The organism is Janthinobacterium sp. GW456P (assembly GCF_002127655.1).
Classification (GTDB): domain Bacteria; phylum Pseudomonadota; class Gammaproteobacteria; order Burkholderiales; family Burkholderiaceae_D; genus Janthinobacterium.
Genome location: NZ_NEHB01000011.1, coordinates 1 through 22,664, shown reverse-complemented (window position 1 = coordinate 22,664; position 22,664 = coordinate 1). Strand labels below are relative to the sequence as shown.

Annotated in this window: 22 protein-coding genes; 19 read left to right on the top strand and 3 right to left on the bottom strand. The window is 62.8% G+C overall.

Going from position 1 to position 22,664, the window contains the following annotated elements; all coding sequences use genetic code 11:
* Nucleotides 1-123 precede the first annotated feature (123 nt).
* From CBW66_RS12250 to CBW66_RS12240, 3 genes are read left to right on the top strand one after another with little or no spacing between them, the layout of a single operon-like run.
* Nucleotides 124-1,722: an acyl-CoA ligase (AMP-forming), exosortase A system-associated gene (locus tag CBW66_RS12250; protein WP_086137984.1), complete on the top strand. Its 1,599-nt coding sequence runs from the start codon at nucleotides 124-126 to the stop codon at nucleotides 1,720-1,722.
* The gene (locus CBW66_RS12245) at nucleotides 1,719-2,978 is read left to right on the top strand and encodes a pyridoxal-dependent decarboxylase, exosortase A system-associated (protein WP_086137983.1); all 1,260 of its coding nucleotides are present in this window, start codon (nucleotides 1,719-1,721) and stop codon (nucleotides 2,976-2,978) included. Before CBW66_RS12250 ends, CBW66_RS12245 begins: the two co-directional genes overlap by 4 nt.
* Nucleotides 2,975-4,909 (top strand): asparagine synthetase B, encoded by a 1,935-nt coding sequence (locus tag CBW66_RS12240; RefSeq protein ID WP_086137982.1) that lies wholly within the window; start codon nucleotides 2,975-2,977, stop codon nucleotides 4,907-4,909. Before CBW66_RS12245 ends, CBW66_RS12240 begins: the two co-directional genes overlap by 4 nt.
* Here the strand turns inward: CBW66_RS12240 and CBW66_RS12235 are convergent.
* Both CBW66_RS12235 and CBW66_RS12230 read right to left on the bottom strand, forming a co-directional pair.
* The gene (locus CBW66_RS12235; RefSeq protein WP_086137981.1) at nucleotides 4,818-5,753 is read right to left on the bottom strand and encodes a polysaccharide deacetylase family protein; all 936 of its coding nucleotides are present in this window, start codon (nucleotides 5,751-5,753) and stop codon (nucleotides 4,818-4,820) included. The genes CBW66_RS12240 and CBW66_RS12235 overlap by 92 nt on opposite strands.
* A complete protein-coding gene (locus tag CBW66_RS12230; protein WP_086137980.1) occupies nucleotides 5,750-7,042 on the bottom strand; it encodes a putative O-glycosylation ligase, exosortase A system-associated in 1,293 nt (430 codons plus the stop codon). Before CBW66_RS12230 ends, CBW66_RS12235 begins: the two co-directional genes overlap by 4 nt.
* Nucleotides 7,043-7,180: 138 nt before the next feature.
* Between CBW66_RS12230 and CBW66_RS12225 the strand changes: the two genes are divergently transcribed.
* The 7 genes from CBW66_RS12225 (at nucleotide 7,181) to CBW66_RS12195 (ending at nucleotide 16,927) form a co-directional block, all read left to right on the top strand.
* Complete coding sequence (locus tag CBW66_RS12225; protein WP_230492302.1) at nucleotides 7,181-9,265, top strand: glycosyltransferase; 2,085 nt, start codon at nucleotides 7,181-7,183, stop codon at nucleotides 9,263-9,265.
* A gap of 15 nt (nucleotides 9,266-9,280) precedes the next feature.
* Complete coding sequence (locus CBW66_RS12220) at nucleotides 9,281-10,753, top strand: oligosaccharide flippase family protein (RefSeq protein ID WP_086137978.1); 1,473 nt, start codon at nucleotides 9,281-9,283, stop codon at nucleotides 10,751-10,753.
* A gap of 2 nt (nucleotides 10,754-10,755) precedes the next feature.
* The gene (locus tag CBW66_RS12215) at nucleotides 10,756-11,829 is read left to right on the top strand and encodes a glycosyltransferase family 4 protein (protein ID WP_230492301.1); all 1,074 of its coding nucleotides are present in this window, start codon (nucleotides 10,756-10,758) and stop codon (nucleotides 11,827-11,829) included.
* A complete protein-coding gene (locus CBW66_RS12210; protein ID WP_086137976.1) occupies nucleotides 11,819-13,405 on the top strand; it encodes an MBOAT family protein in 1,587 nt (528 codons plus the stop codon). The genes CBW66_RS12215 and CBW66_RS12210 overlap by 11 nt, the downstream gene beginning before the upstream one ends.
* 2 nt (nucleotides 13,406-13,407) lie before the next feature.
* Complete coding sequence (locus tag CBW66_RS12205) at nucleotides 13,408-14,598, top strand: hypothetical protein (protein WP_086137975.1); 1,191 nt, start codon at nucleotides 13,408-13,410, stop codon at nucleotides 14,596-14,598.
* 44 nt (nucleotides 14,599-14,642) lie between these two features.
* Entirely contained in the window at nucleotides 14,643-15,836 is a 1,194-nt protein-coding gene (locus tag CBW66_RS12200) for a hypothetical protein (RefSeq protein ID WP_086137974.1), read from the top strand.
* A gap of 86 nt (nucleotides 15,837-15,922) precedes the next feature.
* Nucleotides 15,923-16,927, top strand: coding sequence for a 2-hydroxyacid dehydrogenase (locus CBW66_RS12195; protein ID WP_086137973.1), 1,005 nt, complete (start codon nucleotides 15,923-15,925; stop codon nucleotides 16,925-16,927).
* Here CBW66_RS12195 and CBW66_RS12190 read toward each other — a convergent pair.
* Nucleotides 16,916-17,278 (bottom strand): TfoX/Sxy family protein, encoded by a 363-nt coding sequence (locus tag CBW66_RS12190; protein WP_086137972.1) that lies wholly within the window; start codon nucleotides 17,276-17,278, stop codon nucleotides 16,916-16,918. The two genes, CBW66_RS12195 and CBW66_RS12190, sit on opposite strands and share 12 nt — an antisense overlap.
* A gap of 97 nt (nucleotides 17,279-17,375) precedes the next feature.
* Between CBW66_RS12190 and CBW66_RS12185 the strand changes: the two genes are divergently transcribed.
* The 9 genes from CBW66_RS12185 to CBW66_RS29785 all read left to right on the top strand — a co-directional run bounded on the left by CBW66_RS12185 (nucleotide 17,376) and on the right by CBW66_RS29785 (nucleotide 22,417).
* A complete protein-coding gene (locus CBW66_RS12185) occupies nucleotides 17,376-17,609 on the top strand; it encodes a hypothetical protein (RefSeq protein WP_086137971.1) in 234 nt (77 codons plus the stop codon).
* Nucleotides 17,606-18,076, top strand: a complete 471-nt coding sequence (locus CBW66_RS12180) for a MepB family protein (RefSeq protein WP_086137970.1) — start codon at nucleotides 17,606-17,608, stop codon at nucleotides 18,074-18,076. The genes CBW66_RS12185 and CBW66_RS12180 overlap by 4 nt, the downstream gene beginning before the upstream one ends.
* Nucleotides 18,077-18,151: 75 nt before the next feature.
* Complete coding sequence (locus tag CBW66_RS29690) at nucleotides 18,152-18,274, top strand: hypothetical protein (protein ID WP_268992778.1); 123 nt, start codon at nucleotides 18,152-18,154, stop codon at nucleotides 18,272-18,274.
* Between the two features lie 437 nt (nucleotides 18,275-18,711).
* Complete coding sequence (locus CBW66_RS12175; protein ID WP_139841632.1) at nucleotides 18,712-19,110, top strand: hypothetical protein; 399 nt, start codon at nucleotides 18,712-18,714, stop codon at nucleotides 19,108-19,110.
* An 837-nt stretch (nucleotides 19,111-19,947) separates the two neighbouring features.
* Nucleotides 19,948-20,439 carry a hypothetical protein gene (locus CBW66_RS12165; protein WP_139841631.1) on the top strand — a complete coding sequence of 164 codons (492 nt, stop codon included), beginning with the start codon at nucleotides 19,948-19,950 and terminating at the stop codon, nucleotides 20,437-20,439.
* A 58-nt stretch (nucleotides 20,440-20,497) separates the two neighbouring features.
* On the top strand, nucleotides 20,498-20,821 hold the full coding sequence (locus CBW66_RS28440; RefSeq protein WP_139841630.1) for a hypothetical protein: 324 nt from the start codon (nucleotides 20,498-20,500) through the stop codon (nucleotides 20,819-20,821).
* Between the two features lie 194 nt (nucleotides 20,822-21,015).
* Nucleotides 21,016-21,561 (top strand): hypothetical protein, encoded by a 546-nt coding sequence (locus tag CBW66_RS28435; protein WP_139841629.1) that lies wholly within the window; start codon nucleotides 21,016-21,018, stop codon nucleotides 21,559-21,561.
* A 124-nt stretch (nucleotides 21,562-21,685) separates the two neighbouring features.
* Complete coding sequence (locus tag CBW66_RS28430) at nucleotides 21,686-21,994, top strand: hypothetical protein (protein ID WP_086137966.1); 309 nt, start codon at nucleotides 21,686-21,688, stop codon at nucleotides 21,992-21,994.
* A gap of 60 nt (nucleotides 21,995-22,054) precedes the next feature.
* A complete protein-coding gene (locus tag CBW66_RS29785) occupies nucleotides 22,055-22,417 on the top strand; it encodes a hypothetical protein (RefSeq protein WP_086137965.1) in 363 nt (120 codons plus the stop codon).
* Nucleotides 22,418-22,664: the final 247 nt, after the last annotated feature.

Here is a 22,664-nt window from a genome sequence, read left to right as displayed (position 1 = left end):
TTGCGCCAGATAGGCCGCCACCGGTCGGGAGAGGTGCTTACTTGATAAAAATCAACACTGCCGCCCCCGTTTGTCCCAATCATAGGGGAATGCATGGCAATCATGACAACCCGGGATGAAACGATGGCGACACTCATACACGATCTGATCTTCGAAACGGCGCAGCGCATGCCCCACGCGCCGGCCCTGTCGTGGCAGGACGAGCAATGGAGCTATGGCGCGCTGGCGCAGTCCGTGCGCGATGGCGCAAGCACCTTGCTGACCCTGGGCTTGCAGCGCGGCGCGCGCGTGGCCGTGTACCTCGAAAAGCGCCCGGAAAACGTCAGCGCCATGTTTGGCGCGGCGGCGGCCGGCGGCGTGTTCGTGCCCGTCAACCCGCTGCTCAAGCCGGATCAGGTCGCGTATATCCTGGCCGACTGCAATGTGGCCATCCTCGTCACCTCGCGCGAACGCCTGGCGCAGCTGGGCCCCGCGCTGGCCGCCTGCCCGGACTTGCAGACGGTGCTGCTGACGGGCGAAGGGGCGGCGGAATCGATGCTGGGCAAGCTGCGCCTGCTGCCGTGGCACGCGGTACCCGCCGCCAGCGCGCCCCCGCTCATGCCGCATGCGGCGATCGACATGGACATGGCCGCCATTCTTTATACCTCGGGCAGCACGGGGCGGCCGAAAGGCGTGGTGCTATCGCACCGCAACATGCTGGCGGGCGCCCTCAGCGTGTCGGCCTATCTGCGCAACACGCCGCAAGACCGGATTTTGTGCGTGCTGCCGCTCAGCTTTGACTACGGCCTGAGCCAGCTGACGACGGCGTTTGCCAGCGGCGCCTGCGCCGTGCTGATGAATTATCTGCTGCTGCGCGATATCGTCGAAGCCGTGGAGCAGGAAGCCATCACGGGCTTGGCCGCCGTGCCGCCCCTGTGGGTGCAGTTGTCGCAGCTGAGCTGGCCGTTGTCCACGCCCTTGCGCTACATCACCAATTCGGGCGGCGTGATGCAGCGCTCCACGCTGGACAAGCTGCGCCAGTCGTTGCCGCGCACGCAGGTCTACCTGATGTATGGCTTGACGGAAGCGTTTCGCTCCACCTATCTGGCGCCGGAACAGCTGGAGCGGCGCCCTGATTCCATCGGGCAAGCGATCCCGAATGCGGAAGTGCTGGTGCTGCGCCCCGACGGCAGCGTCTGCGACGCCGACGAACCGGGCGAACTCGTGCACCGGGGCGCGCTGGTGGCGCTCGGCTACTGGAACGATGCGGCGCGCACGGCCGAGCGCTTCAAGCCGCTGCCGCCGCAGGCCAGCGGCCTGGTGCTGCCGGAACTGGCCGTCTGGTCGGGCGACACCGTGCGCCGCGATGCGGAAGGCTTTCTGTATTTCGTGGGGCGCAGCGATGACATGATCAAGACGTCGGGCTACCGGGTCAGCCCGGCCGAGGTCGAGGAAGTCGTGTATGCGAGCGGGCTGGTGGGCGAGGCCGCCGCGCTGGGCTTGCCCCATGCCGTGCTGGGCCAGGCCATCGCTTTGCTTGTCACGCCCGCGCCCGGTGTCGAATTGTTGCGCGACAAGGTGCTGGCTGCCTGCCGCGCCCGTCTGCCCAGCTATATGGTGCCGCTGTGGGTGGAAATCCGCGACGGCGTGCTGCCGCGCAACCCGAACGGCAAGATCGACCGTCCCTTGCTGGCCAGGGAACTGGCGCAGGCGTATGCGGTCCAATCAGGAGATGCGGCATGAAGGACTTGATCCGTTCGAACAGTACGGAATTACCGTCGCACGCGGCTTTGGGCCAGCAGTTCGCGGTGGAAAACGACATGCTGCAGTTCGGCGGCGTACCCTTGCATCGGCTGGCCCAGCGGGTGGGCGGCACGCCGTTCTACGCCTATGAACGTGCGCACATCACGCGCCGCGTGGTCGAGTTGCGCGCCGCCTTGCCCGCCGGCGTGCACGTGCATTATGCGATGAAGGCCAATCCCATGCCGGCCGTGGTGCAGTGGCTGGCGGGCCTGGTCGATGGCATCGACGTGGCCTCGGGCGGCGAACTGGCCACGGCGCTCGATACGCCGATGCCGGCTGAACGCATCAGTTTTGCGGGGCCGGGCAAGCGCGAGGGCGAACTGGCGCGGGCCGTGGCCGCCGGCGTGCTGATCAACGTGGAATCGGGCGCGCAGCTGGAAAGGACGGCGCTGGCCAGCGAACGGCTGGGCGTGACGGCCCGGGTAGCCGTGCGCGTGAATCCCGATTTCGCCTTGCGCCGCACGGGCATGCGCATGGGCGGCGGCGCGCAGCCGTTTGGCGTCGATGCGGCCCGCGTGCCTGCGCTGCTGGGGCGCATCGGCCAGCTGGGGCTCGATTTCCACGGCTTTCACCTGTATGCGGGGTCGCAAAGCCTCTCGGCCACCGCCCTGGCCGACGCGCAGGCGCTCAGCGTACAGCTGGCGCTGCAACTGGCCGACAGCGCGCCGTCGCCCTTGCGCACGCTGAATATCGGCGGGGGCTTCGGCGTGCCGTATTTTCCCGGCGATCAGGCGCTGGACCTCGCGCCCGTGGCCGCAGGCTTGCAGCGGCAGCTCGATCTGCTGGCCCAGGCGGCGCCCGGCGTGCGCCTGAACCTGGAACTGGGCCGTTATCTGGTGGCCGAGGCCGGTATCTATGTGTGCAAGGTGCTCGAACGCAAGGTGTCGCACGGACAGGTATTTTTAGTGACGGATGGCGGCTTGCACCACCACCTGGCCGCCTCCGGCAATTTCGGCCAGCTGATCCGCAAGAATTACCCGGTCGCCATCGGCAACCGGCTGCACGGCGGGCCGCGCGAAGTGGCGTCCGTCGTGGGGCCGCTGTGCACGCCGCTGGACTTGCTGGCCGACCAGATGGAGATGGCGCGCGCCGAGGAGGGCGACCTGGTGGTGGTGTTCCAGTCGGGCGCATATGGCTTGACGGCCAGCCCGACGGCGTTTCTCGGCCATCCGCTGCCGGCCGAGGTGCTCGTATGAGCGGCCTGTGCGGCTGGCTGGCGGCGGGCGGCGCTGCGGGCCTGGCCACCGCCGATGGCGGCGCGCCTACCGCGCTGGCAAGCATGGCCGCGCCCCTGTCGCGTTTCGACAGCGCGCCGAAGGCCGCCAGCATCAGCGAAGTGGGCGGCGTGGCCGTGGCCGCCATCGACGGCAGCCGCCATGTGTATCAGCAAGATGGCTTGCAAGTGGCCATCTGGGGCCGGCCCGTGCTCGAGGGTTCGGCCGACGACGTGGCCAGCCGCCTTGGGGCCCTGTGGCTGAGCCGGGGCGTGGCCGCCTGCGCCAGCCTGTCGGGGCCTTTCTGCTTGGCCATCCTCGACGCCTTTTCCGGTTCGGCCCTGCTGGCCGTGGACCGCGCCGGCATGCATCCGCTCAGCTATGCGGGCAATGCGCAGGGCCTGTTCTTTGCTTCCTCGCTGGACGCCTTGCTGGCCCATCCTTCCGTGCGGGGCACGCTCGATCCGCAAGCCTTATATCACTACCTGTATTTTCACATGGTGCCCGGCCCGGCCACGGCCTATCTTGGCCAGCAGCGCTTGCTGCCCGGCGAATACCTGCATGTGCGGGGCGGCAAGCAATGCAAGGGCAGCTACTGGCAACTGGCCTTCCACGAGCCGGCAGCACGCACGCGGGCCACCTTCGCCAGCAACAAGCAGGAATTCCTGCGCCTGCTGCGACTGGCCGTGGAAAACAGCCTGGGCAGCGATAGCGCTAGCACGGGTGCCTTTCTCAGCGGCGGCACGGACAGTTCCACCCTGGCCGCCATCATGGGGCAGGTGACGGGCCGGCCCGCGCGCACGTATTCCATCGGCTTCGATGCGCCCGGCTACGACGAAATGGCGTATGCGCGCCTGGCCGCCAGCCATGCGGGCAGCATCCACCATGAGCGCTACGTGACGCCCGGCGACGTGCTGGCCGCGATTCCCGCCATGGCGGCCATTTTCGACCAGCCTTTCGGCAACGCCTCGGCCATTCCCGCCTACTATTGCGCGCGGATGGCGCGCGAGGATGGCATCACGCGCTTGCTGGGCGGCGACGGCGGCGATGAATTGTTCGGCGGCAATGAGCGCTATGCGTACCAAGCCTTGTTGTCGCAGTACGAGCGCTTGCCCGTCATGCTGCGCCAGGCCATCATCGAGCCGCTGCTGTTCCGTGAACGGACAACTAAACCGTGGCGGCTGGGCGACAAGGCGCGCCGCTACATCGAACAGGCGAGCCTGCCGCTGCCGGCCAGGCTCGACGGCTATAACCTGCTGCTGCGCCATGGCTACCGCACGGTGCTGGAAGCGGGCTTCATCGATACCGTCGACCCGGGCATGGCGCCCGGCTGCATGAATGGCGCGTATTGGGAGCGGCAAGGGCAGGGCTTGAGCCAGATCAATGAACTGCTGGCACTGGACATGCGTTTTACCTTGGCCGACAACGACCTGTTCAAGGTGCGCAAGGCGTGCGAGCTGGCCGGCGTGGAAGCGGCGTTTCCCTTCCTGCACGATGCGATGGTGGCGTTCGCGTCACGCCTGGCGCCACGCGACAAGCTCGACGGCAGGCGGCTGCGGCCCTTCTTCAAGCGGGCGCTGGCGGAAATCCTGCCGCCGGCCATCGTGCGCAAGCAAAAGCACGGCTTCGGCTTGCCTTTCGGCCTGTGGCTGCACAGCCACGCGCCGCTGCGCGAGTTTGCGTTCGACAACCTGACCCAGCTGCGCGGGCGCGGCATCGTGCGGCCCGCCTTCATTGACGATTTACAGGGGCGCTTGCTGGCGGAACACCCGGCCTATCACGGCACCATGGTGTGGCTGCTGCTGATGCTGGAACAATGGCTCAGCCAGCATCCGGCGGCGCTGGGTGCGCTAGCCGGCGGTTTTGCCGCAAACGCCACAGAAACGCCAGGCGTCCTCGATCCCACGGCGTAAAGCGGGGCAGTTGCAGCAGGTCGAGAGCCGCGCCGTGGCGCGCCACGCCCCAGTCCGTGGCGACCGCCGCCTTGAAGCCGAGGCGTTGCACCATCGCCACGTGCGGCGCGCCATAGTCGCGCCCGACCTTGCCGTTCGGATACGCAAACAGGGTGACGGGCGCCTGGATTGCGCTTTCCAGCTGGCGCTTGCCGTCGGCGATATCGCGCTGCGCGGCGTGGTCCGGCAAGGTCGACAGAATCGGGTGGCTGGCCGTGTGCGCGCCCAGCCCCATGCCGGCCGCCTGCAGCTGGCGCAACTGCGCCGTGCTCAGCATGGCTGGCGGCCCGGCCGTGGCGCCCGCCTGGCGGTGGATCTGCAGGGCCAACTGCTGGCGCCGGTCGAACGGCAGGTATTTGAGCTGGCCCAGCAAGGCGGCGATGGCCGCTTGCCGCTGCACCAGGCTGGCGACGGACAGGCAGTCCAGGCCGTGTTCCCGCAAGTCCAGCTGGGGACCGGGCGCCTGGCGCACGGCCTCGATCACCGTGTCGTTCCACATCTGTCCGCCATCGAGGTAGTCCGTGGCGATAAAGAACGTGGCATGCAAGCCGTGGCGCTGCAGCAGGGGCAGGGCCACTTGCGCATTGTCCGCATAGCCGTCGTCGAAGGTGATGCAGGCGGCGCGCGCGGGCAGGCTTCCATCCTGCAAGCGCTGCACGGCCTCGGCCAGGGGCAGCGGCGCATAAAAGCGCTTTAACAGGCGCAGCTGGCGCTCGAACAGCGCTGCATCGACCTCACCGGGAAACAGCGGGTCGGGCCGCGCCAGCACGCGGTGGTAGATCAGGATGGACAGGGTGGCCGTCATGGCTGCTCCGCGATGGCGGACGGGGGCTTGACCCTGGCCTGGCGCGATGTGGGGGCCGGCGCTTGCCGCTCGACGACGAGGCGCGTGGCGATCAGGGCGGCCATCAGGTAGTACGGCATGTCGAAGTACAGCAGGCTGAGGAAGGCGCCGCCCACGGCAAAGCCGATCAGGCTGGCCTGGCTCATGGTGGCCAGGCCGTGCGCCCAGCGCAATTCCGGCTGGCCCCGCGTGCGGCGGATGATGACGGCCGCCGTGCGCCAGGTGGCGACGCCCAGCGCCAGATACAGCAGCAGGCCGACGAAGCCGTGTTCGCCCAGCGCCTGGAAATAGATGCTGTGCGCCGCATGCACGTCCATGGGGTTCGGTGCATAGCGGGCAAAGATAGCGGCGTCGGAGACGTCGAAGCCGCCGCCCAGGAAACGGTCGCGCGCCAGGTTCCACGCCATGCGCCAGGCATTCAGGCGGCCCATGGCGGACACATCGTCCTGGTAGGTATTGATGGTGTCCATGCGTTCGGCCCAGCGCTCGGGCATGAAGGCCAGCAGCAGCGGCGTGACCGCACCAAGCAGCGCGCCCAGGACCAGCTTGCGCTCGCTTTTCAGCCACATGAACAGGCCCATGGCCGCGATGGCGAGCAGGCCGCCGCGCGAATACGAGCCCAGCGCGGCCAGGGCCGACAGCAGCATGGCGCCGGACAAGCCATGGCGCACCCAGCGTTTCTCCGTGTTTTGCTGCAGGTAATACATGAGGGGGATGGTGATGATCAGGGCCAGGGCCAGCGCGTTGTTATCGCCAATAAACGTTTCTTCCGGCCCCCAGACTCGTTCCGTGCCGCCGCTGCGGATGGTGAAGATGCCGCCTTTCACGCCATAAAATCCGATCGAGCCCACCAGCACCCAGACCAGGCGCACGATGTCGCGCCGCGTGCGTATCACCATCATGATCACAAAGCTCATCAGCATGATCTTCATGACCTTGTTCCACTGCACCCACGATGATTCCGGCAGCAGGGCAAACGGCGCCGTGACGTTCATCCACGCGACGAACAGCAGCAGCAGCACGCTGACGGGCGTGAGCGGCAGGTGTTTCGGCTCGCGCGTCATCGCAAGGCTGATCAGGGTGGCGATGGCGATGATGAAGGCGAACGGCATATGGGTGGCAAAGCCCCAGCCCTGCGTGTGCGGGTTCATCACGCTGACCCAGACCCACATCAGGCCGCCGATGGCCGGCGCCTTCAGGATGAAGGGCAGGGAGCCCAGGATGATGATGGTAATCAGTATGTCGCGCATGAAAGGGGGCGCTCCTGGTTGTGCCCGGGTTGGCAAGGTCTTGATGCCTGTCAACGGGCTGGCGGGCAGGCTCAGTACACTGGATCAACACTGCTGTAGTACATAGTTTTGTCATGGTAAGACCAAGGAGGCATGTCCTTGTTGACCGTTCTCATGGCGACCTACAATGGCGCCGGCACCTTGCCCCAGGTATTGCGCGCCTACATGGGCTTGCGACCGCCCGTGGGCGGCTGGCGCCTCGTCATCGCCGACAATGGCAGCACGGACGCCACGGCCCAGGTGATCGCCGCCTTCCGCGGCCGCTTGCCCCTGAGTTCCATCCACGTGGCGCGGCGCGGCCGCAGTCCCGCCCTGAATGGCGCCGTCGAGCACGCCTTGCGCCTGGGCGGCGACGGAAGCGAGCTGTTCGTCTTTGGCGACGACGACGCCATGCCCGAGCCAGACTGGCTGTGCCGCTTGCAGGACAGCGCGCGCGCCCACCCCGGCTACGCCCTGTTCGGCGGCGCCATCGTGCCCGCCTGGCGCGAGCAGCCGGCGCAGTGGCTGCTGCGCCTGACGCCCGTCGGCCTCACCTGGGGCATCACCAGCCCCGACCTGCGCGATGCCCCCGTCTATCCGGGCCTCGTGTGGGGCGCCAACATGGCGATACGCCGCCGCATCTTCGAGGCGGGCGCCCGTTATGACGAAAGCATCGGCCCGCAGGGTGCGAATTACGCCATGGGCAGCGAAACCCGGCTCAACCTGGAGATGCATGCGGCCGGCAATCCGTCCTGGTTCTGTCCGCAAGCGCGGGTGGCGCACATCATCCGCGTGCAGCAGGTGCGGCGCGCCTGGATACTGCGCCGCGCCATGCTGTTCGGCCGGGGCCAGTGCCGGCTGGCGACCTTGGCGCCCAGCGTGGAATTGCTGGGCGTGCCGCGCTGGATGCTGGGCAGATACGTGCGCGATTCCTTCGGCGCCGTGCGGGCCTGGCTGCGGCGCGACCAGGCCGACCTGTTCCTGCGCCAGTGGGAACGGGCCTGGCTGCGCGGCTTCTTCCATGAAGCGTGGCGCGGACGTAGAAAACGCTTGCCGCGCATCGTCATCAGCAGCTACTCGGGCGAGCTGGGCGGCATGGAGCTGCGCATGGCGCAAGAGGCGAAAATGCTGGGCGCGAGCGGCTACGACAGCGTGCTGGCGCTGCGGCGCTTTCCCGGTTTTACTGCCTGGGCGCAAGACTTGCGCGCAGGGCAGATGCAAGTGCGCGTGTACGAGCCGCCCCTGTTTCTCGAACACTGGGCCTGGCGCCGCTGGAATTGGCTGCGCGCCAGGGTCACGGGCGCGTGGCGGCTGCGGCGGCTGCGGCCGGACCTGGTCCACGTGGCATTCTGCTGGACCAGTTACGGCGCTTCCATCCTGTGGCTGGCGCGGCAGTGCCGGCTGCCCGCCGTGATCAGCGTGCACAATGCGTTTCCTTTGGAGGCCTTCAGCGCCTGGCAGCGGCCGCGGCTGCAGGAAGCCTTCCGAACCGTCAAAGGCGTATATGCCGTATCGCCGTCGGCCATGCGGCATTTCCTCGACCTCTACCGCGACATGCTGAGTCCGGAAACGCGGCTGGCCGTCATTCCCAACGGCGTCGATACGGATACGTTTATCGTCTCGCCCGAACGGAGAGTGCAGGCGCGCAAGCAACTGGGGCTGCCGCCGGACGCGCTCGTGCTCGGCGCCGTGGCGCGATTGTCTGCGCAAAAGCGTCCGCAAGCGCTGCTGACCCTGTTCGCCAGGCTGGCCGCGCAATTTCCCAACTTATATTTAGTGCTGGTCGGCACCGGGCCGCTGGAAGCCATGCTGCGGCTGCAGGCGCAGCAGACGGGCTTGCAGGACAGAGTCGTGTTTGCCGGTTTCCAGCAGCGCGTCGAGCTGCTGATGCCGGCCTTCGACCTGCATGTACTGCTGAGTAAGAACGAAGGCTTCGGCATCGCCACCATCGAGGCCATGGCCTGCGGCGTGCCGGCCGTGGGGACGGACGTGCCGGGCACGCACGATATCCTGCACGATAGCGCAGGCGGACTATTGCTGCCGCTCGAAGACGAGCACGCCGCCTGCGTTGCCGTGGCGCAGCTGCTGATGGACGCGCCCCGGCGCGCCCGCATGGGACGGCTGGCGCGCGAGGAAACCGTGCAGCGCTATGCGATGCCGCGGCTGGAACGCCAGCTGCGCGCATTTTACGCCGGCCTGGTGTAGGCGCGGGCCGCCCGCATGAGCGCCACCCGCCATTCGTTTTTCTTTTCGTTTGCCGAAAAATACACGGTGCTGCTGCTGGGCATTATCGCCACCATGGTGCTGTCGCGCCTGCTGACGCCGGCCGAGGTCGGTGTGTATTCGCTGGGGGCCGTGCTGGTGGCCTTGGCGCAAGTGGTGCGCGACTTTGGCGTGGGGCAATACCTGATCCAGGAAAAGCAGCTCGATGCCGTGAAACTGCGGGCCGCGCTGGCCACCAGCCTGCTCGTCGCCTGGCTGCTGGCGGCCCTGGTGTTGCTGGCCAGCGCGCCGCTCGCGCATTTCTATGACGAACCACGGCTGACCCTCGTGCTGCGTTTGCTATCGGTCAATTTCCTGTTGATTCCGTTCAGCGCCTTGACCTTGCCGATGCTGCGCCGGCAACTGCGCTTTCGCGCCATCTACGCCATCAATGCGGCCAACAGCGTCGTCAACCTGCTGGTGGCCGTGCTGCTGGCGCTGCAGGGCTGCAGTTATATGAGCATGGTGTGGGCGGCGCTGGCCGGTTCCTGCGCTTCGCTGCTGGTGAGCCTGCTGGTGCGGCCCCGCGAACTGCCGTGGCTGCCGGCACGGCGCGGCATGGGCGATATCGCCCGCTTTGGCGCGTATGCGACGGGGGGCGGCCTCGTCGACGAGGCGGGCGTGGCGGCGCCGGACCTCATCATCGGCAAGCTGATCGGCATTGAAAGCCTGGCCCTGTTCGGCAAGGCGCAAAGCGTGCTCAATATCTTTAACCAGGCCATCACCAGCGCGATTTCTCCCGTCGTGTTTCCCTTGTTCGCGGCGCGTGCGCGGGAAGGGGGCGGCCAAGGCGGGGCGGAACGCGTGTATTTGCGCACGATCAGTTATATGACGGCGCTGGCCTGGCCGTTTTTTCTCTTTCTCGCCTGCATGGCCTTGCCCTTGGTCAAAGTGTTGTACGGCGCGCAATGGATCGGATGTGTGCCCTTGATCCGCATCATGTGCCTGTCCTCGGCCGTGTATAGCATGTTCAGCATGGCCCGCTACCTGTTCGTGGCGACGGGCCAGCTGCATGCGCAGGTGCGGCTCGATGCCTGGGCTGGCGCCATCAAAGTGGCGCTGCTGCTGGCGGCGGCGCCGTTCGGCCTGGTGGCGGTGGCCTGGGCCGTGGTGCTGAGCAACGTGCTGCGCAGCTGGCTCAATTACGGCTGCCTGCGGCGCTTGAGCGCACTCGATTGGCGCATTCTGGCGCGGGCCTTGCGCAAGAGCCTGCTGCTCTGCGGCTGTAGCGCCGTCGCGCCCGTCGCTTCGCTGCTGTGGCTGCCTGTCGATACGCCAGCGTTGCTGGCGCTGGCAGGCACGGCGCTGGTCACCTTGCTGTGCTGGCTGGCCGGTCTGTTCCTGTTTAAGCATGAGCTCGCTGGCGAATTTCTGTTATTGCAACGCAAGCTGGCCAGCCGCTGGCTGGCCGTCAAATGCACGAAAGGATGACCATGCGTGTCGGTATCTTGTCCTACCCGATGCTGTTCCAGCGCGACGGCGGCTTGCAGATCCAGGTACGCGAAACCATTGCCGCGCTGAACCGGTTGCCCAAGCAGCCGGCACGGCCCCTGGAGGTGCAACTGGTGGACGCCAACCATGAGCGGCTGGCTGATTTCGACGTGTTGCACGTGTTTTCGGCGAGCAATGGCACTTACCGCATCATGGAAATGGCCAGTGAGCAAGGCGTGCCCGTGGTGCTGTCGCCCTTGCTGTCGCCTGGCTGGGGCCGCGCCAGCGCCTGGCGCGCGCGGCTGGCCGACCGGCTGGCAGGGCGCCTGACGGAATGGATGGTGCAAACGAGCTATGCGCAAACGCGGCGCGCCTTGCAGCTGGCCGATGTGGTGATCGCCCTGGGCCAGGCCGAGCGCGATGCCATCGTGCAGGGCTTTGGTTTGGGGGGCGACGCCATCCACGTCTTGCCGAACGGGATCAACCCGCATTTCTTCACGGCCAATGGCGACCTGTTCTTGCGAGAGACGGGCATCGCCGGGCCCTTCGTGCTGATGGTGGGCAGCATTTCACCGTATAAAAACCAGCTGGGCCTGGCCCAGGCGTTGGCCGGCGCCGGCTTGCCGCTGGTGCTGATCGGTACCGCGCCGCGCGAACAGCAGGCGTATCTGCAGCAATTGCTGGACTTGCCGTACGTCAGCTGGCTGGGCGCGCTCGACCACGCCGACCCGCTGCTGGCCAGCGCCTACCATGCGGCGCCTGTGGCGGCCTTGCCCAGTCAGGGCGAGGTGTTTCCCTTAAGCGTGCTCGAAGCGCTGGCGGCAGGCACGCCCGTCGTCATGACGGCGCAAAGCGCGCTGGACTTGCCCGATTCCGCGTTTGCGCTGCGCAAGGTGCGCTGGGACGACGGCGTCGCGCAGCGCCAGGCCATCCTCGAATTGCTGGCGCAGCCGCCCGAGCGCTGCCGCGTGCAGGCGCTGGTGGAGCGCTTTACGTGGGAACGGGTGGCGGCGCAGATCGTCGATTGTTACTACCAGGCGCAGTCGCTGCCTGCCAGGAGGCAACATGCTGTTTAACTCCTTCGCCTTTCTGTTCGGCTATCTGCCCATTGTGCTGGCCGGCTATTTCTTGCTGGACCGCTGGAACCGCGCAAGCGGGGGCCTGGCACTCGGCTGGCGCCCGTTGGCACCAGCCGCCTGGCTGGCGCTGGCCTCGCTGTTCTTCTATGCCTGGTGGGATGTGCGCTACCTGCCGCTGCTGCTGGCGTCGATCTGCGTCAATTACGGCGCCGGGCGCCTGTTGGGCGCCAGCGCGGGCGCGGCCCGCAAGCGCGTGCTGGTGGCGGCGCTGGCGCTGAACCTGGGGCTGCTCGCGTACTATAAATATGCGAATTTCTTCATCGACAGCATCAATGCCGTCGCCGTGGCCGCCGGTGCCGCCGGTGCCATTACTGACAGCCTGCCGTGGCACGGCCTCAACATCATCCTGCCGATCGGCATCTCGTTCTTTACCTTTACGCAGATCGCCTTCCTCGTCGATTGCTACCGGGGCGAGGTGCGCGAATACCGCTTCATCCATTACGTGCTGTTCGTCAGTTACTTTCCCCACCTGATCGCCGGCCCCGTGCTGCACCACCGCGACATGATGCCGCAGTTCGCCGACCCGGCCAATGCCCATCCGCGCGCCGTCAATTTCGCCATCGGCCTGTCGATCTTCACGATTGGGCTGGCAAAGAAGGTGCTGATCGCCGACAACCTGTCGCCGCTGGCCATCCCCGTCTTCGCGGCCGGCGCCCAGCCGACCCTGATCGAGGCGTGGATCGGCGTGCTGGCCTACACCTTCCAGCTGTATTTCGATTTTTCCGGCTATTCCGATATGGCCATCGGCCTGTCGCGCCTGTTCGGCGTGAAATTGCCGCTGAACTTCAATTCGCCGTACAAGGCGGCCAATATCGCCGACTTCTGGCGCCGCTGGCACATGACCTTGTCGCGTTTCCTGCGCGACTATTTGTACATACCCCTGGGCGGCAGCCGCCGTGGCGAGGCCATGCGCTACCGCAACCTGATGCTGACCATGCTGCTGGGCGGCCTGTGGCATGGCGCCGGCTGGACCTTCGTCATCTGGGGGGGCTTGCACGGCCTGTACTTGGTGCTGCAGCAGGCGTGGCAGCGCGCATTCGGTAGCGCCACGGGGCACGGGTGGCTGCGCTGGTGGCCGGGCGTCATGACTTTTCTTGCCGTCATGCTGGCCTGGATATTCTTCCGCGCGCCCGACGTGGCCACGGCCTGGGACATCGCGGGCGCGCTGGTGGGCGCGAACGGCGTGAGCCTGCCGCGCGGCCTGGCCAGCCACGCGTCCAGCCTGGCGCAATGGGGCTGGCAGCCCGCGTTCGACGGCATCCGCTGGATAGAACTGGCCGGCCCCGGCTTGCCCGTATTGCTGGCGGCGATGCTGCTGGCTTTCAAGGCGCCGAATACGCAAGAAATATTCTTTCTCTACGAGCCTGCCATTGAAAGAATCTTTCAGCCTGCGGGGCGCTGGGCGTTCAGTTGGCGGCCCACGTCGCGCTGGAGCGTGGGCCTGGCCGCGCTGTTCGTCGCCTGCATCTTCGGCATGAACCGGGTCACCGAATTTCTCTACTTCCAGTTCTGAGCATGGACACCGCCGCCCGCCGCTACGTCATCGGTTTCTTCGCCTGCGTGTTCCTGGTGCTGGGCGGCATCTCGTTGCTGAACTACCAGGTCGACCCCTACCTGCTGCACCAGTGGGACAGTCCCTTGCTGCAGCGGCCGCGCCAGCTGAATGAAAAGCTCGGTGCCTGGGCCAAGACCTATGCCGTGGCGCGCTACCGGCCGGCCATTATCTACATCGGCAATTCGCGCACGGAAATGGGCTTGCCGACAAGCGTGCGCGCCTTGTTCGACGGCAAGCGCGTGTTCAACAGCGCGGTGTCCGGCGCCTCGATCGGCGACGCCATCCGCCTGGCCGAGCATGCGGCCAGGGTCAGCCATGTCGACACCATGGTATGGGGCGTCGACGCGCCCACGTTTTCCCTGGAGATGGGGGCGGCGCGCGTGGAAGACAGCCTGACGGGCGCCGAACGCGGCTTTTTCGCCCGGCGCGCCCTGGTCAACCTGAAGCGCGGCCTGACCCTGGACATGACGCAGGACAGCGTGCGCATCCTCACCGGCAATGCCGGCGATACCTGCCGCTCCAACCTGGCCGTGTACGGGCAGCGCGACGAGAGCTGTACCCTCAAGGGCATCGCGCACTGGCTCGGCACGAAGGAGGCCATACCCGTGCGGCTGCAGGAATTCGGCGATGGCCTGGGGCCGACGCCGACTTCGACGCCGGCCTTTGATGCCAGCATCGGCAAGCTGTGCCGGGCAGGCCTGCGCCTGCGCCTGTACATCCACCCCACGCACGCACTGACGATGTATGTGCTGCACTGGCGCGGCAAGTGGGATGCCATGCAGGCCTGGCAGCGCGGCCTGGTGCGTATCGTCGAGCGCCACCGCCAGCAGGGCTGCGACGTGCGTCTGTATGATTTTTCCGGCTTTAACAGCATCACGACCGAAGCGACCCCGCTCGTCAGCGGCAAGCCCGACATGCATTATTACTGGGAAGTGTCGCATTACCGGGACAATGTGGGCCACTTGATCCTGGCGCGCCTGTTCGGCGGCGGCACGCCGGCGCCGGACGATTTCGGCGTGGAATTGACGCGGGACAATGTCGACGCGCACCAGGCAGCCACGCGCGCCGCGCGCGAGCGCTATCGCGTCGAACACGCGCGCGAGGCAGCGTATACGCAGCAGGTGCTGGACGGACCGCTGATCCGGCGTTGATGTCAGGCCCCACCTACGCCATTTCTCTACCTTCAAAGCCGACCATGGATACCACCGCCCGCCGCTACCTCGCCATCTTCTTTGCCTGCGCGCTGACCGCGCTGGTGCTGATCTCCGCCGTGAATTACCGCGTCGATCCCTACTTGCTGCACCAGTGGGACAGCCCGTTGCTGCAGCGATTGCGGCCGACGACCGAAAAACTCAGCGTGTGGGGCAAGACGTATGCCGTGGCGCGCTACCGGCCCGCCGTCGTCTACATCGGCAATTCGCGCACGGAAATGGGTTTGCCGGTAAACAGCATGCGTACTTTGTTCGATGGCAAGAGCGTCTTTAACAGCGCCATCTCGGGCGCCTCGATCGGCGAGGCCATCCGCCTGGCCGAGCACGCGGCCAGGGTCAGCCAGGTCGACACCATGGTATGGGGCATCGACGCGCCTTCGTTTTCTCTGGAACTGGGCTCGGCCGGCGTAGAGCCGGGTTTGACAGACCCCGGCCCCGCGTTTTTCGCGCGGCGTGCCTTGCTCAACATCAAGCGCGGCCTGACCGTGGACATGACCCAGGACACTTGGCGCATCCTCAGCGGCACCTATGACGGCGTGTGCCTGTCCAGCCTGGCCTTGCTGGGCCAGCGCGACGAATCCTGCCTCACCAGCCGCAACCGTACCTGGACCGGCACGGCGCGCGCTTTCACGCCGCGCCTGCAGGAATTCGGCGATGGACTGGGGCCGACGGCGCCCGCGCTGCAAGCGTTCGATGTCAGCGTCGGCAAGCTGTGCCATGGCGGCACGCGCTTGCGCCTGTACATCAATCCCACGCACGCGCTCACGCTCGACGCGTTGTATTGGCGTGGCAAGTGGGAGTCCATGGAAGCATGGCAGCGCGACCTGGCACAGATGGCCGGACGCTACCGGCGCCAGGGCTGCGACGTGCGCCTGGTTGATTTTTCCGGCTTCAACAGCATCACCAGCGAGGCTATCCCGCAGGTGACGGGCGCGCGCGCGATGCGCTATTACTGGGAAGCATCGCACTACCGCGACAATGTGGGCCGCTTCATCCTGGCGCGCCTGTTTGGCGGCGAGTTGCCGCCGCCGGCGGACTTCGGCGTCGAGTTGACGGAAAGCAGCATCGTGGCCCATCAGGCGGCCACGCGCGCTGCGCGCGAGCGCTATCATGCGCAGCACCCCGAGGAAACGGCCTACCTGCGCCACGTACTGACCTTGCCCCGCGAGCCCAAATAGGCAGCCAAGGCGCCAGACGGACGCCATGGGGCAGGGCGCTTGCGCTATGATGGTATTCTGCCATCCAGCAAGTGCCAGGACGCCCCATGAAAATCGCCTTCTTCGCCAGCCAGCCCTATGACCGCCGCTTCTTCGACGAAGCCTTGCCGTTCCAGCCCGATCCGGCCGGCATTGAACTGGTCTACCACAGCGCCTTGCTGAGCCAGGAAACCGTGGTCCTGGCGCAGGGTGCTGATGCCGTCTGCGTCTTCGTCAACGACGTGCTCGACGCGCAAGTGCTGGAAGCGCTGCACGGTTACGGCGTGCGTGCCATCCTGCTGCGCTGCGCCGGCTACAACAACCTCGACCTGGAAGCGGCCCGGCGCCTGGGCCTGTTCGTTGCCCGCGTGCCCGCGTATTCGCCGGAAGCGGTGGCAGAATACACGCTGGCCTTGGTGCAGACGCTGAACCGCCATACGCACCGCGCCTACGCCCGCGTGCGTGAAGGCAATTTCTCGCTCGATGGCTTGCTGGGTGCTACTTTGCACGGCAAGACCGTGGGCATCGTCGGCACGGGCAAGATCGGCCTGGCCACGGCGCGCATTTTCAAGGGCTTCGGCTGCACGGTGCTGGGCCACGACCCGTACCCGGCGCCCGCGTTCGCGCAGCTGGGCACGATGGTGGAATTGCCGCGGTTGCTGGCAGAATCCGACATCGTCTCGCTGCATTGCCCGTTGATGGAGAGCACGCGCCACCTGATCAGCGAAGCAACCTTGCCGCTGATGAAGAAGGGCGCCATGCTGGTGAACACTTCGCGCGGCGGCCTGATCGACACGGGCGCTGTCATCGAGGCCCTCAAATCGCGCCAGCTGGGCTCATTGGCCATCGACGTGTATGAACAGGAAAGCAATCTGTTCTTCCAGGACCGCTCGTCCGACATCATTGACGACGACGTCTTCCAGCGCCTGATGACCTTCCCGAACGTGCTGGTGACAGGCCACCAGGGCTTCTTCACCATCGAGGCGCTGCGCGAAATCGCCGCCATCACCTACCACAACCTGGCATGCTTCCGCCAAGGCAAGGCGTGCGAGAACAGCGTACTAGCTGCTTGATGCCGGTTTTTTTGGCTTGGGCGGCGGCTTGGGTTTCGGCTGCGGCAAGGCGTCGGCCGTGCGCCGCGCCAGCTGCGACAGCCAGTCGCGCTCATCCCACAGCCCGCCATCGATGAGGAAATACGGCTTGGCTTGCGGGTAGGGCGGCGCTTCCTGCGGCGCACCTTGCGCGCTGATCCAGGCGCGGCCCGCGTCCGTCGGTTTGATGAAAAGCTCGTCGTCGGCGACGATGGCGAACATCTTGCCGTCGCAATACAGGCCGTACTCGCCAAACATTTTTTTCGCGCTGATGCCGCCCGCGCCCGCCATCTGGTCGAGCAAAAAATCCACCGTGCCTTGCTGTGATGCCATGTTGTCCTCCGTATCAAGGAATAGTGTAGCGCACTGGCCAGGACAGGGTGGTGCGGCTACACTACGGCCATTGATTTTTTTATATGACGTACTCTCCATGACACCCCACCATATTATTCACCGTGGCATCACCATCGCCACCCTGTCGGCTGACCAGGCCGTCGAAACCCATTGCGCACCGGGCCATACTGCCATCCGTAAGCAGGCTGACGGGTGGTGGCTGTATTTCGTCGACGAGGACGGCAACGTCGATGGCTACGACAGCCCGTTCGCCAGCCACGCCGAAGCGCTGTGGGCGGCCAAGGCCGCAGCCGAGTTCAGCGCGCAATGAAAGCCAGTCCCTGGGCCTTCCTGGGCTTGCCGCAAGCGCCCGTGGCGGAAACGGAGAGCGCGGAGTACGGCGCTTGCCGCACCGAACTGCACGGCAAGCGCCTGGTCTTGCGCGTGGCCAAAACCACGCCAACGAAAACCGGCCAGTTCGTCACCGTCTGGAAGCGTCCCCATCCCGACGCCGACATCGCCCCGCTCGATGAGGCGGACCCCGTCGATGTCGTCGTCATCGCCGTGGCCGACGACGATGGCGCGCGGCACGGTTTTTTCATTTTCCCGCGCAGCGTGATGCTCGAGCGGGGACTGATGTCGCGCGCCAGCACCGGCGGCAAGCGCGCGTTGCGCGTGTACCCGCCGTGGTGCGTGCCCGAGTCCGCCCAGGCGCAGCGCACGCAGCGCTGGCAAACTGCGTGGTTTGTGCCTGCTGGCGATCAGCTGCGGCTGACACGGCTGCTGGACACCGGCTGAGGTTGCCGTTCAAAGGGCAGGTGCGGCCGGTGCGCATAATTGAAGCGCATGAAAATGCGGGAAGGAAGTTTTTTGATGGAAAAGGTCGCTGACGCTATGGCCGATCTGCGAGATATTCGTTCTTTCCCGGCCCGGGGCAATGACGCGGCCACGCGCGGTCATGACGTCAGCGGGTTTGAAAAAATCTTTCATCGATAAAAAAGGGCTTTATCCAAACTGCAAAAGAGCTCGGACTTGAATCTTGGCTGGATGAAGTGGTGGGATTGATTGAATCCGAAGCCGGGAACTGCCGTTGAAAGGTAAGGAAAGAAACTTATTGGCATATCAGGGTTTTCGGATAAGATGCAATTGGCGAATGGCAACCATTGAAAACGTTAACTCCCTTGTGCGTTTCAAAGCATCTAGAGGAAAATCATGGCAGGGAAATTTTTGAGCCGAGGAGCGCTAGTCCAGTGTATCAAGAGTCAGGAGCGAACTAATGCAATTTAGAAGCGCGATGGTGGTTTGGTCGAAGCTGGTCTGTAGTAGGGCGTGCTAGATTTTCCATCGGACAACCTGCTATGCTGGTCCGAACGGTCGAGTTCGGCCAGCACAGCAAACTCACCCAGCGTGCAGACTGATATGAGTATTTACTGGTGGCAACAACGGAGCGACAGGCAAGTCACCGCAGCGGATCTCCGCTTCGCCTCCACGGCATGAAGGCCGAGGTGCTGCGCAAAAAATCGATGATTAAATGGAAACAGTGCATTTCCCTTTTAATAACATTCGTTGGCAGTTTTATCGTATTTGCCTTCGTTTATTACCTGCTGGACCTTTCTTCAGGATTTCTTGCGCTAGGTCCCAACGGGAATAAGGAACCATTTTTCTTCCAGATAATGGATTTTCTTGATCGCGTTGGCGGTTTTTTTACCGGAGTTCCGTTTCACAAAAGAGATGTCGGACGGGCAATCTTATTTTACGCAACGATATTTGCATTGTGGATAACCTTCTTGGACCACAAGAGAATGCAAAACCAAAAAAAGAACCGTAAATAATGGTTTTGTTGCACAAATAAACTGAGAGTGTAATAGTCTTTGACCCCAGACGGAATTAGGCCATAGCCGCCGTCGTCGGGCTACCGATGAGTATTCTCATCAAGCCGGACACCGATGCTTACACCAAGCTGGACACCCAGTCGCATTTGAACCCGGACACCATCTCTCTTAGCCGGACAGTCACTGGAGGTCGCCGTTGCTGACGACGATGTGAATGTTCTTGCCGCCGCCCCGCAAGGCATGTGAAATGCTAGGTATTTTCCAGATTGGCAACATGTTATCATTAGGCGCTAATGCAGAGTTCGGCCAGACGCGGTCATTCGCCGCAGCGTGATAATTTGTGAGTTTTTCTGCTTGGCAATCCGTTATGCTCTGGTGCCTCTATCGTCCAGAAGCAACCGTTCAGGAGCATTAAAGCAGGTTGCTCGGACGTGTCACTAGGTCGACTTTCCAACGCATTTTAAACCATCCAACCTAGATAAAACTAATGGAAAACAACGCCCCAAACTTGTTTGTCTCATTTCTTCCGCTCGTATTCATGTCGCTAATGATGGCAGTTTCTGCTTATCTTCTAGCAAAGGATAAAGGACGGAACGCAGTGCTTTGGACAGTTCTATCGTTAATTCCAATCGTGAACTTCGCTTGCATCTGGTATTTCATTGGGGCGTCTAATTTGAAGCTAGAGCGTAAGCTCGATGCGTTGATGGACCAGCTCAACGGAACGGCGATGAAATTGTAGATGTGGAATCGGCCAAGAGCAGTACTTCGCAAGCGGCCGGGATCGGCCAGAAGCGGACGATCATTACGCATAGCCTTAAGTACATTTTTAAGAGAAATATGAGAAATTTCACCACGCTACTATCGTTTATCTTGGCCATGCTCCCATTCCATGTGAGTGCGGTTGACCAAGAAAACCCAAGCTTTGTTGCAGACCCTAACATCCAAAAAATTGCGGAAGCTTATGCTTTAGATGCCGTGGACTTGGCTAAAAGCCAGTTTGGTATCCAGCTGGATTGGAGTGATGCCAGCATTGAAAATGTCGAAAGAGTTTTGGTAAAGATGAACGCTTCTTACATCGCTGAGACACCGAGGCCAACACAACAGCAGGTGATGTTGTTTGCCAAGGGGTTCGGTAGCTATGTTGGTGAGGTGTACCGCAGAAATTATGGCGCGGAGTGGGGAATGATTTTGATTAATGGCCAAAAATTCCCAGGACTTAGAACGAAGTCAGGCACCAACTTTTGGCCATGGGGGCGAGTGGTTAAAATCATCACAGATGGTGACGAAGATAACGTCTTCGATTACTATCGAGAGCTCTTGAAAAAATGAGGCGATAGGCTCATTCTGGCCAAGAGCAGTCATTCGATATACATATGCGATGAAGCCCATGGATAATTTGCAAATAAGGGAATTGGTAAAGAAGTTGGACACAACAAGCGCACTCGACCAAGAGGCAGCTTGGACGCAGTTGCGCCCCTTGGGTATAGACATTGTGCCGTTCTTGGCCGATGCCTTTGACAGTACAAAAAAAGCGCAAGGCCGCGTTGCTCTCGTCTTTCATGCGATTCGTTTTGCATGCATTTCACAGACTGCATTCGAACTGGGTATTCGGGCTCTTAAAGACAAAGCGACCCTAGTTCGCTATCGAGCATGTGGTATCTGTGCATACTCCTTGCGTGCTGATGCGATTCCTCATCTTAATGATTGCTAAAACATGCCGATGCCAAGACTGTAGAGGACGCAATTGCTGCGATAGACGCTATAAAGCGAAGGAACCATCATTACTTCATCGATTGTAGTCATTCGGGCAGTTCATTTTGGACTGTCAACCCGGAAGACTCCGCTTTGTGATGATGACGCTGCTTACGGCCAGAAGCCGCCGTTAAATTCTTTTAAAATTTAAGCATGAATATTGAGACCTGGGAAATGTCTACGCTTGACTGGAGTCAAAAAGGCGATCTTGGGATTGTGCTTTCCCCTTCGACTGTAGCGAATTTAATTCATTCAAAGAATCTGGAACAGGCGTACCTTGCGTTCGATGATATATCTGAAGCGACTGGTGTAAATAAAGTGATATATCCGTGTGGGCTTTCCGTCATCAAGACGATTTTGGCGGCACTTCCTGGATGTACTGGCATAGCGCGCGAGAAATGTCTGCACCTTTTAGGGGATATCGCCGGCTCAAAGTCTGCGCCGAGTTCGCCAAACCTCCATCGGGATTGTTTGCTTGAACTTCGTCAGGCGACTTGGTATTTTATTTATGGACTTCAGTTTGATGACGTGGAACTAGCAAGCCTGTATGTAGACATATTGGGCATTTTAGGTACCAATTTTGATGATTTGGCCGACCGCAAGAAAGTATCCCGAACTATCGCTCACCAGACGTTCACCAGACGTTCACCAGAATATGACATAGCGATGATAAAAAATACTATCGCTGAACTGAACTAATTATTCCGAAAATTGTGCTACGCACCGAAGTTGACGAGTGCATCCGAAGTCTGCTTCGGGTTGGAACCTGGCAACTTCGGCAACCGCCCAACAGCGGACCTAGCCAATCGAATAGAATCGAAACATGTCAGAAATATTGCAGCTCAGAGCAGTCGCCCAAATCGCGCTGATGACGGATATCACTCCGAGAGTTAGAAGCATCTCTTTGAACCTCGACTCGTCGTTTCAAAAAGTTCGCTTCCGAGTCTATACGGACGGGGCCTTACCTGAGTCTGCTTTGGAAGCACTAAGCTGTGCGGTGACAGAGATTCAAGCTTCCTTAGACTATGAAGTTGACGAGGAGTATCTCGTAATGCCGGAACCGGAACCGATGGAACACCTTCCAATTGTGGTTTATGTTCGTTGCGAAGATGCTTGGGTTGACCGCGCATGACAGCAGACGGCCAGGAGCGGTCTTTTGCAGAGCGGCGGAAACGGCGATGGTGACTAAACAATGAAGAGATTTGAGATTGAAGGTCCACTGCGTGGAGAAGGGCTAATCGTCCGACAAGCTGGCGGCATGCATCGCTACGGTCACGTAGTCCTGTCAGTCGAACAGGCGCAAGCGGCGCTTTCAGTCACATGGGAAGTCTCGCCTACAAGGATCCCTGAGGAATTTAAGGCAGCGGTTTACAGAGGCATCGAGGCACAATTCCAGCCTCACGCAAGGTTTGGTACATACAGCACGGAAGGTCTCCTGATTCGGATAGTAGATGGGTCATCACATGCCATTGATTCGAACGAGGGAAGCTTTGAAATTGCGGCATCGTTGGCTTTGTTGAGAGCACTGGACCAACTGGTTCAGGGCTCGACATAAGTTAGGCGAGTGTCGGCTTTGGGGGCGCAAGCGGACGCTGCACTTGTCCACTAGCCGTCCTTCGTCGAATTGTAAATTAGTAAGGAATAATCACAGGATTGATCTTGCCCCCGTATAACCAGACACAGCCAATCGTCTAGTTAGCGCCGCTTTCCTGAGCCCGGCGCGCCAGCTCTCTCCTGAACATGCGAGGCGATTTCCATTTCAGCGACGAATGCGGATGGACCTCGTTGAAGTGCATAAAGGC